Raw genomic sequence first — 8,038 nt, 5'->3', positions numbered from 1 at the left:
TTATCCAAATTAACTGAGGATATTTACAGAGGTTTAGAAATTTGTTAGAATATAGATATTCAATTTTGAATGTTTAAACATTCAGAGTTAAGTGACGATAGCCTAGGAGATACACCTGTACCCATGCCGAACACAGCAGTTAAGCCCTAGAACGCCGGAAGTAGTTGGGGGTTGCCCCCTGTGAGATAAGGTAGTCGCTTAGCAAGAGATTGAGCCTAGTAGATACTAGGCTCATTTGGGAGTTTAGCTTAGTTGGAATTGAAATACAATTAGGTTAAACGACCATAAGGGAGTTTAGCTCAGCTGGGAGAGCATCTGCCTTACAAGCAGAGGGTCAGCGGTTCGATCCCGTTAACTCCCATAGGTCCCGTAGTGTAGCGGTTATCACGTCGCCCTGTCACGGCGAAGATCGCGGGTTCGATTCCCGTCGGGACCGTTAAGATAATGAAAATTATTTTAAGACTCGTTAGCTCAGTTGGTAGAGCAATTGACTTTTAATCAATGGGTCACTGGTTCGAGCCCAGTACGGGTCATATTTTGCGGGTTTGGCGGAATTGGCAGACGCACCAGATTTAGGATCTGGCGCTTTACGGCGTGGGGGTTCAAGTCCCTTAACCCGCATAAGAGAATAATAATGAGCCGGCTTAGCTCAGTTGGTAGAGCATCTGATTTGTAATCAGAGGGTCGCGTGTTCAAGTCATGTAGCCGGCATTTTTTTATATAAAGAAAGCAATGCGAACGTAGTTCAGTGGTAGAACACCACCTTGCCAAGGTGGGGGTCGCGGGTTCGAATCCCGTCGTTCGCTTGAGGAGGCCGGGGTGGCGGAACTGGCAGACGCACAGGACTTAAAATCCTGCGATTGGTAACGATCGTACCGGTTCGATTCCGGTCCTCGGCATAGACGAAGGTTGAAAGTAGCACCCTTAGCTCAACTGGATAGAGTACCTGACTACGAATCAGGCGGTTAGAGGTTCGACTCCTCTAGGGTGCATGGTCGCAAGGCTATGTAATAATTGAATAATAACGAGCACCCTTAGCTCAACTGGATAGAGTACCTGACTACGAATCAGGCGGTTAGAGGTTCGACTCCTCTAGGGTGCATAAAGCGGAAGCTTTAGATCGGGAAGTAGCTCAGCTTGGTAGAGTACTTGGTTTGGGACCAAGGTGTCGCAGGTTCGAATCCTGTCTTCCCGATATTATGGCGGTGTAGCTCAGCTGGCTAGAGCGTCCGGTTCATACCCGGGAGGTCGGGGGTTCGATCCCCTTCGCCGCTATATTGTTGATCTTGTCGGACCTTTAGCTCAGCTGGTTAGAGCTCTCGGCTCATAACCGAGTGGTCGTAGGTTCAAGTCCTACAAGGTCCATTATTATCTTGGAGGATTACCCAAGTCCGGCTGAAGGGAACGGTCTTGAAAACCGTCAGGCGTGTAAAAGCGTGCGTGGGTTCGAATCCCACATCCTCCTTATTTATATTATCGCGGGATGGAGCAGCTCGGTAGCTCGTCGGGCTCATAACCCGAAGGTCGTAGGTTCAAATCCTGCTCCCGCAATTTGGCTCGGTAGCTCAGTTGGTAGAGCAATGGATTGAAGCTCCATGTGTCGGCGGTTCGATTCCGTCTCGCGCCATTCCTTTTAGTAATAAGCGGGTGTAGTTTAGTGGTAAAACTACAGCCTTCCAAGCTGTTGTCGCGAGTTCGATTCTCGTCACCCGCTTTGAACGATTGTTCAATTTACCAAGTTTTTAACTTGGGCGCGTAGCTCAGGTGGTTAGAGCGCACGCCTGATAAGCGTGAGGTCGGTGGTTCGAGTCCACTCGTGCCCATTTTGGAGAATTACTCAAGAGGCTGAAGAGGACGGTTTGCTAAATCGTTAGGTCGGGTAACTGGCGCGGGGGTTCGAATCCCCCATTCTCCGTATAATTTCGAAGTTTGAGATGTTATCTCAAACTATTTTTTATATTTTTGAAGGTTTTGTCTATGTTCTTGAATCGTTTTTTTAAAATTTTTAGTTTTGTATTTGTTTTAACTGTTTCAGGAATTTTATTTCTTTTTCCATCTGTTAGAACTTCGATTGTTTTAAAATCTTCTGATCTATTAGCTATGGTTGATAAGGTGGTATCGGTACCATTTGTTCTTGTGGAATCTAAGGCAAAAGATTTAAAAAATTTATCTGAATTGAATGATGAAAACCGCTCCTTGAAATCACGTCTTTATGAAAAGGATATTGACCAGTCAAAACTTAGTCGTTTGGAATCAGAAAATAGAGAATTAAAAGATTTGTTGGCTATCAAAAATTCTGTGTCTGGTTCTAAACAAATTGTTAGTGAGATTATTGACCGTAATTACGGTTCTTGGGATCAGGAATTTGTTATTGATAAGGGTGGTTCGGATGGAATTTCTGATTCCATGTTTGTTCTTTCATCTGGTGGTGTCATTGGTGTGGTAGAAAGTATAGAGAAGCATTCTAGTAAAGTGAAATTATTAGTCGAAGATACTATTTCATCACAACACCTGACGTTTAAAATTGAGAGTCAAGGTCAATCTATTTTTGCTTTATTAAATGGTTATGACGAGAAGACGGGTGAGTTTCGGTTGTTGCAAATTGGAGATCCAATTGAAATTAAAAAAGGATCACTCGTTTCAACAAGTGGCTTAGGAAAATACAAGAGTAGTGACTTACCTCTTGGTACGGTGACTTCTACTCAAAAGGCATCTGATCAGTTAGGACAAGAAATTCGTGTGAAACCAAAGGCTAATTTAGATGTCAATCGTTATGTACTATTGATTGGAGAGTAGCGTGAAAGTCATACGTAAGTACTATTTTTTCCCTTTAATCTTATTCTTATTTTTATTTGTTGACGGGCAAATCTCTTTTCTTATTTCTCGTTTCTGTCCAGACCCATTTGAACCTACTTCATTTTTATTTCTATATGGTTTTATGTTATTGAGTCTCTATTTCTCGGAGATAGCTAGTATTTGGTGGGGAATCCTTTTTGGTTTTTGTTTTGATGTGTATTTTTTTCACACTATAGGAATTGCCTTCCTAGTCTTCCCTTTAATACAGGTGATTTTTTATCGGTGTAATCAAATTATTTTGGTCAATCGATTGACTCGTTTTTTTACATTTTTATTAACGATTCTATTATTTCAGTTTTTAACCAATCTTCTTTTGATTCTTTTTATTGGTATAAAATTCAACTGGGTCACACTAATTATTTACCAAATTGCACCAAGTTTAATTTTGAATGTGCTGCTATTGATCGTATTGCAGCCTTTACTTGAAAAGATTTATTTATAAACTCGAAATAAAAATGTAACAATAGCGTAATATAAATTTTCAAAAAATTTGTTATACTAGTTAGTGTCTTATTAGAAAGGGAAAATTTATCTAATGAAGAAAAAATTATTTGCCACAATCTTATTGAGTACAGTAGCTTTATCACAAGGTTCTGTTGTAGCTGGAGTATCAGCTGACTCGACAGATGATAAGATTGCTGCTCAAGATAACAAAATCAATAGTATTAATCAACAACAACAAGGTGCGCAAGCTCAAGTAGATCAAATTCAAGGCCAAGTATCTGAAATCAAGAAACAACAAGCAGATCTTCAGGCTGAAAATGATCGTTTGAATGACGAATCTGAAAAATTATCTGCTGAGATCGATGAGTTGTCAAAAAATATTGTTGCTCGTCAAGAATCACTTGCAAATCAAGCACGTAGTGCTCAAACAACTGGGACTGCAACAAGCTATATTAATGCGATTGTTAGCTCTGGATCTTTGACAGAAGCTATCTCACGTATTTCTGCTATGAATGAAATTGCAGATGCTAACAACAAAATGTTGCAAGAGCAAAAACGTGATAAAGAAGACATTGCACAAAAACAAAAAGAAAACAACGATGCTATCAATACTGTCATTGCAAACAAACAGCAATTAGAAGATGATGCGCAAGCTTTGTCAACAAAAGAAGCTGAGTTGAAAGTAGCACAATTGAACTTGGCTGCTGAAAAATCAACTGCTGAAAACGAAAAGAATGCTTTGTTGCAACAAAAAGCTGAAGCTGAAAAAGCAGCAGCAGCAGCGGCAGCGGCTGAAGCAGCTTACCGTGCAAAACAAAAAGAACAACAAGCAGCTGTAAAAGCTTCTGCTAATACAACTCTTCAAGCGCAAGTTCAGGCAGCAGCTCAAACACCTGCTGCAACACCAGCGGCTGCACAAACTCAAGCAGCAGCTCAACCTGCTGTTCAAACTCAAGCAGCTGCAGCTCCAGTAGCTACTACTTCTCGTCCTACATACAGCTCATCTGCTTCTTCTTATCCAGTAGGTGAATGTACTTGGGGTGCGAAGACATTGGCTCCATGGGCAGGTGATTACTGGGGTAATGGTGGACAATGGGCAGCAAGTGCAGCAGCAGCAGGATTCCGTACAGGATCTCAACCACAAGTTGGTGCTATTGCATGTTGGAATGATGGTGGATATGGACACGTAGCAGTCGTTACAGCTGTTCAATCTACAACAAGTATCCAAGTCTCTGAGTCTAACTACAATGGTATCCGTAGTATTGGTAACTACCGTGGTTGGTTTAACCCAACAACAGCACAAGGAACTGTTACTTATATCTATCCAAACTAAGAATTACACTGAAGCAGAACATTTGTTCTGCTTCTTTTTTGAGTGAATTTAGGTAGTGATAGATTTTGTAATTTCCATAAATTAATATTTGAATATTTGTTTAAAAAGCGATAAAATGTTTACAGGAGAAATTTGTGCTGACTGTACAATATGGTTTTTAGATTTTACTGGAGGAAATCATGTCATTTTCTGATTTAATGCTCTTTGCTTTGTCGTCAAATCAAGAATTGGCTCAACGTGTGTCTCGTGAAATGGGACTACCGCTTGGAAAGTCAACGGTTCGTCAATTTTCTGATGGAGAAATTCAGGTTAATATTGAAGAATCAATCCGTGGGAAAGATGTTTATATTTTGCAATCCACTAGCTCACCGGTTAATGATAATCTAATGGAAATTTTGATTATGGTAGATGCCTTGAAACGGGCTAGTGCGCAATCTATTAATGTAGTGATGCCGTATTATGGCTATGCTCGTCAAGACCGGAAAGCTCGAGCTCGTGAACCGATCACTTCTAAGTTGGTAGCCAATATGCTTGAGGTTGCTGGAGTTGATCGTCTGTTGACAATTGATTTGCACGCCGCTCAGATTCAAGGTTTCTTTGATATTCCTGTGGATCACTTGATGGGGGCGCCTTTGATCGCAGACTATTTCGAACGTCGCGGGATGATTGGAAAAGACTATGTTGTTGTCAGTCCAGACCATGGTGGTGTGACTCGTGCTCGGAAGTTGGCAGAATTTTTGAAGACACCGATAGCGATTATTGATAAACGTCGAAGTGTCGATAAGATGAATACGAGTGAAGTCATGAATATCATTGGGAGTGTTGAAGGAAAGACTTGTATTTTGATTGATGATATGATTGATACAGCTGGTACAATCTGTCATGCGGCGGATGCCCTTGCAGAAGCGGGTGCTGTAGAGGTTTATGCAAGCTGTACTCACCCAGTTTTATCAGGCCCAGCGATGGACAACATTCAAAAATCAGCCATTAAGAAGCTGGTTGTATTGGATACGATTTATCTATCGGAAGGTCGATTGATTGATAAGATTGAGCAAATTTCAATTGCCAAACTCCTTGCTGAAGCAATTGTGCGTATTCATGAAAATCGTCCTCTTTCACCTTTGTTTGAAACAGGAAATGCGAAAAAGAGTTAAGATATGAGGAGGCCAAACTAAAGGCCTCTTTTGTTTAGGAGAAAATATATGGAAATTGTTAAATGGTTGAAAGATCTAAAAAAAGAAAAGAAACGAAAAAAATTGGTTCAAGCAGCTAAAGAATTAGAAGCAAAGGCGGATCCTAGTTTGCCCAAGAAACGATTACCTAAAAATGAAGTGGTAAAATAGGATTCGTTTAGAAACGTTACGCTTTCGTACTTTCATCTTTCAAATAGATCAAAACCTTAAAATTTTTTTAAATTTTTAAAGAAAAAGTCTTGACATGGGAAGAATATCCTAGTATACTAGTCATAGTTACGAAGTAACGAATAATTTTTGAAAAGAAAAAAGGAGATAAAACAATGAAAAAAGTTTTATTATCATCAGTAGCAGCTCTTGCAGTATTTGCAGCAGCAGCACCAGCATTTGCAACAGGTCCAGATACATTTGGAGCTTACACACCAGATGGACGTCTTAAATCAGAAGTTAAAACACCAGCTGCTGAAACAGACAAAGGTGACAACAACCGTTTTGGCGCTACTTCTGAAGCTGTTATCTCTGGTAAAACAAATGGCCCAATCACTGTGAAAACAGCTGATACAAACAAACATGTTCGTGTAACTGTTCTTGATGGTGGTGGACGCCCAGTTCCAGGTGCAACTATTGACTTTATGTTGAATGGTTTTGCAATTGGTTCTGCTGTAACTGACCAAAGTGGTGATGCTGAAGCTCCACGTTTGTTCAACCAAGGTGAAGTTGTAGAATACCGTGTAGGTACTACTGCTACAGACTTTAAAGAACTTGTAACAGCTACTGGTTCAGTAACAGTTACTGCTGATATGTACACTAACGGTTCAGTAACACTTCCATACAAATTGGATGACCGTGCTGCAACAATCAACACAAACTCTAAAGAAGTAAAAGCTTCTGACAACAACCAAACTAAATCAGAAGCTAAATCAGAAGCTCAAAAAACTGAAAAAGTGGCTAAAGCAGCTAAAGATGGTAAAGCATCATCAGCTCAAGCTGGTAAAGCTCTTCCAAAAACAAGCGCAGCTAAATAATTTGATTATTAATTAGCTCGTAAAATATCACTGGACCTTCGGGTTCAGTGTTATTTTTTAGAAAAAATCATCAAGAGGAGATCAATTGAATGAAAAGAGCTGGGGAAAAAAGTTCAACTAAATTGGGCCTTGTGATTGCTGCTCTTGTTGCAGTTGTTGTGCTTGTTGCTGGATTTATTTTCTTTAATCCTTTTGGAGGAAGTAAGTCATCTAGCACGGCAAAAAAGACAACTGGAACAAGTTCAACCAAGCAAGCAGCCAAATATGAACCTAGTCAAGAAGAAAAAGATTACTTGAAAAATCGTTTTGCTCAGTTAACAGCTGTTAACCCTGAAGCAATTGCTTATGTCTACGCACCAGGTACTGAGTTGGATGAACCTGTTGTACAAACTACAGATAATGAAACTTATTTGAATAAGACGTTTGATGGTGGGAATGAGCCATACATGGGAACAGTCTTCATGGATATGGATAACAAGAAAGACTTCAGTGATCGTTTGACATGGCTATTTGGTCATGCTCGTGGTAGTAAGGTCGGCGACCACCGCATGTTTAACGATGTCAACTACTATGACAAACAAGAGTATTTTGATCAACATCCGTATGTCGTGATTGAGACACCAGAGCGGAAATACTACTATGAAGCGATGGGCTTGGTCATTGTCCCTGAGGACACTGCTTTCTATCGTACAAGCTTTACTGATGATAAAGATTTCACCACTCAGTTGAAGAATATCTATGAGTCAGCTCGTACGAAGAATCCTAATATGAAGATCAAAGCGACTGATAAGTATTTAGTATTGTCAACTTGTCGTGAAGAGGATGAAACCATTCGTTCTAACCTCTACCTTCGTCAAATTCCTGATTCAGAAATGAAGGATTTTGTGGCAAAACATGCTGATCAATTGAAATATGTGGCAACACGTGGCCAACAATAAAAAAATAAAGGCTTAGCAGTGCTAGGCCTTTTTGTTATATGTGAGTAGTTTGGGTAAGTTGTTGGAGTTCTTGTTTGGTTAAGCCAGTGTATTTGGCGATAAAGGAAATATCCAGTTTGTCTTTTAACATGGCTTTTGCCATCTCCGTTTTAGATTTTTGAATTCCTTTTTCAATTCCCTGTTCAATCCCCTGTTTAACCCCTTTTTTAATTCCCAATTGTTGTCCGTCGTAGGTGGCTTGAGCGATGG

The 8,038-nt window shown here is 40.2% G+C and carries 7 protein-coding genes, 18 tRNA genes, 1 rRNA gene and 1 pseudogene; 26 read left to right on the top strand and 1 reads right to left on the bottom strand.

The genetic code is table 11. The features are described from left to right. The first annotated feature begins 87 nt into the window (after window positions 1–87). From rrf to srtB, 26 genes are all read left to right on the top strand, one after another. Window positions 88–203, top strand: a 5S ribosomal RNA gene (gene rrf, locus JX304_RS04935). An 85-nt stretch (window positions 204–288) separates the two neighbouring features. After that, a tRNA-Val gene (locus JX304_RS04930) sits at window positions 289–361 on the top strand. 2 nt (window positions 362–363) lie between these two features. Next, window positions 364–436 (top strand) — tRNA-Asp (locus JX304_RS04925). Between the two features lie 24 nt (window positions 437–460). Continuing rightward, a tRNA-Lys gene (locus JX304_RS04920) sits at window positions 461–533 on the top strand. Between the two features lie 6 nt (window positions 534–539). Continuing rightward, window positions 540–621 (top strand) — tRNA-Leu (locus JX304_RS04915). 17 nt (window positions 622–638) lie between these two features. Continuing rightward, a tRNA-Thr gene (locus tag JX304_RS04910) sits at window positions 639–711 on the top strand. 23 nt (window positions 712–734) lie between these two features. Beyond that, window positions 735–806, top strand: a tRNA-Gly gene (locus JX304_RS04905). Between the two features lie 7 nt (window positions 807–813). Beyond that, window positions 814–899 (top strand) — tRNA-Leu (locus JX304_RS04900). A 19-nt stretch (window positions 900–918) separates the two neighbouring features. After that, window positions 919–992, top strand: a tRNA-Arg gene (locus JX304_RS04895). Between the two features lie 36 nt (window positions 993–1,028). Then, window positions 1,029–1,102: transfer RNA gene (locus JX304_RS04890), tRNA-Arg, on the top strand. 19 nt (window positions 1,103–1,121) lie between these two features. Beyond that, window positions 1,122–1,195, top strand: a tRNA-Pro gene (locus JX304_RS04885). A gap of 6 nt (window positions 1,196–1,201) precedes the next feature. Further along, a tRNA-Met gene (locus JX304_RS04880) sits at window positions 1,202–1,275 on the top strand. 16 nt (window positions 1,276–1,291) lie between these two features. Next, window positions 1,292–1,365: transfer RNA gene (locus tag JX304_RS04875), tRNA-Ile, on the top strand. Window positions 1,366–1,375: 10 nt separating this feature from the next. Beyond that, a tRNA-Ser gene (locus JX304_RS04870) sits at window positions 1,376–1,465 on the top strand. A gap of 12 nt (window positions 1,466–1,477) precedes the next feature. Continuing rightward, a tRNA-Met gene (locus JX304_RS04865) sits at window positions 1,478–1,551 on the top strand. Window positions 1,552–1,554: 3 nt separating this feature from the next. Then, window positions 1,555–1,627, top strand: a tRNA-Phe gene (locus JX304_RS04860). A gap of 16 nt (window positions 1,628–1,643) precedes the next feature. After that, window positions 1,644–1,714: transfer RNA gene (locus JX304_RS04855), tRNA-Gly, on the top strand. Between the two features lie 35 nt (window positions 1,715–1,749). After that, window positions 1,750–1,823, top strand: a tRNA-Ile gene (locus JX304_RS04850). Between the two features lie 4 nt (window positions 1,824–1,827). Next, window positions 1,828–1,915 (top strand) — tRNA-Ser (locus JX304_RS04845). A 62-nt stretch (window positions 1,916–1,977) separates the two neighbouring features. Then, complete coding sequence (gene mreC / locus JX304_RS04840; protein WP_205011507.1) at window positions 1,978–2,796, top strand: rod shape-determining protein MreC; 819 nt, start codon at window positions 1,978–1,980, stop codon at window positions 2,794–2,796. A gap of 1 nt (window position 2,797) precedes the next feature. Next, entirely contained in the window at window positions 2,798–3,298 is a 501-nt protein-coding gene (gene mreD, locus JX304_RS04835) for a rod shape-determining protein MreD (RefSeq protein WP_205011506.1), read from the top strand. A 93-nt stretch (window positions 3,299–3,391) separates the two neighbouring features. Further along, complete coding sequence (gene pcsB, locus JX304_RS04830; protein WP_205011505.1) at window positions 3,392–4,633, top strand: peptidoglycan hydrolase PcsB; 1,242 nt, start codon at window positions 3,392–3,394, stop codon at window positions 4,631–4,633. A 179-nt stretch (window positions 4,634–4,812) separates the two neighbouring features. Further along, a complete protein-coding gene (locus tag JX304_RS04825; protein WP_205011504.1) occupies window positions 4,813–5,787 on the top strand; it encodes a ribose-phosphate diphosphokinase in 975 nt (324 codons plus the stop codon). 48 nt (window positions 5,788–5,835) lie between these two features. Further along, window positions 5,836–5,976, top strand: a complete 141-nt coding sequence (locus JX304_RS04820) for a hypothetical protein (RefSeq protein ID WP_205011503.1) — start codon at window positions 5,836–5,838, stop codon at window positions 5,974–5,976. 173 nt (window positions 5,977–6,149) lie between these two features. Beyond that, on the top strand, window positions 6,150–6,851 hold the full coding sequence (locus JX304_RS10745; protein WP_239649408.1) for a hypothetical protein: 702 nt from the start codon (window positions 6,150–6,152) through the stop codon (window positions 6,849–6,851). Between the two features lie 89 nt (window positions 6,852–6,940). Beyond that, window positions 6,941–7,789, top strand: a complete 849-nt coding sequence (gene srtB / locus JX304_RS04810) for a class B sortase, LPKTxAVK-specific (RefSeq protein ID WP_205011502.1) — start codon at window positions 6,941–6,943, stop codon at window positions 7,787–7,789. Between the two features lie 34 nt (window positions 7,790–7,823). Here srtB and JX304_RS04805 read toward each other — a convergent pair. Continuing rightward, window positions 7,824–8,038, bottom strand: a pseudogene (locus JX304_RS04805) (hypothetical protein); the annotation flags it as partial.

Source organism: Streptococcus parasanguinis, from assembly GCF_901875555.1.
In the GTDB taxonomy this organism is placed as follows: domain Bacteria; phylum Bacillota; class Bacilli; order Lactobacillales; family Streptococcaceae; genus Streptococcus; species Streptococcus parasanguinis_H.
This window is presented reverse-complemented; position numbering and strand designations above follow the sequence as displayed.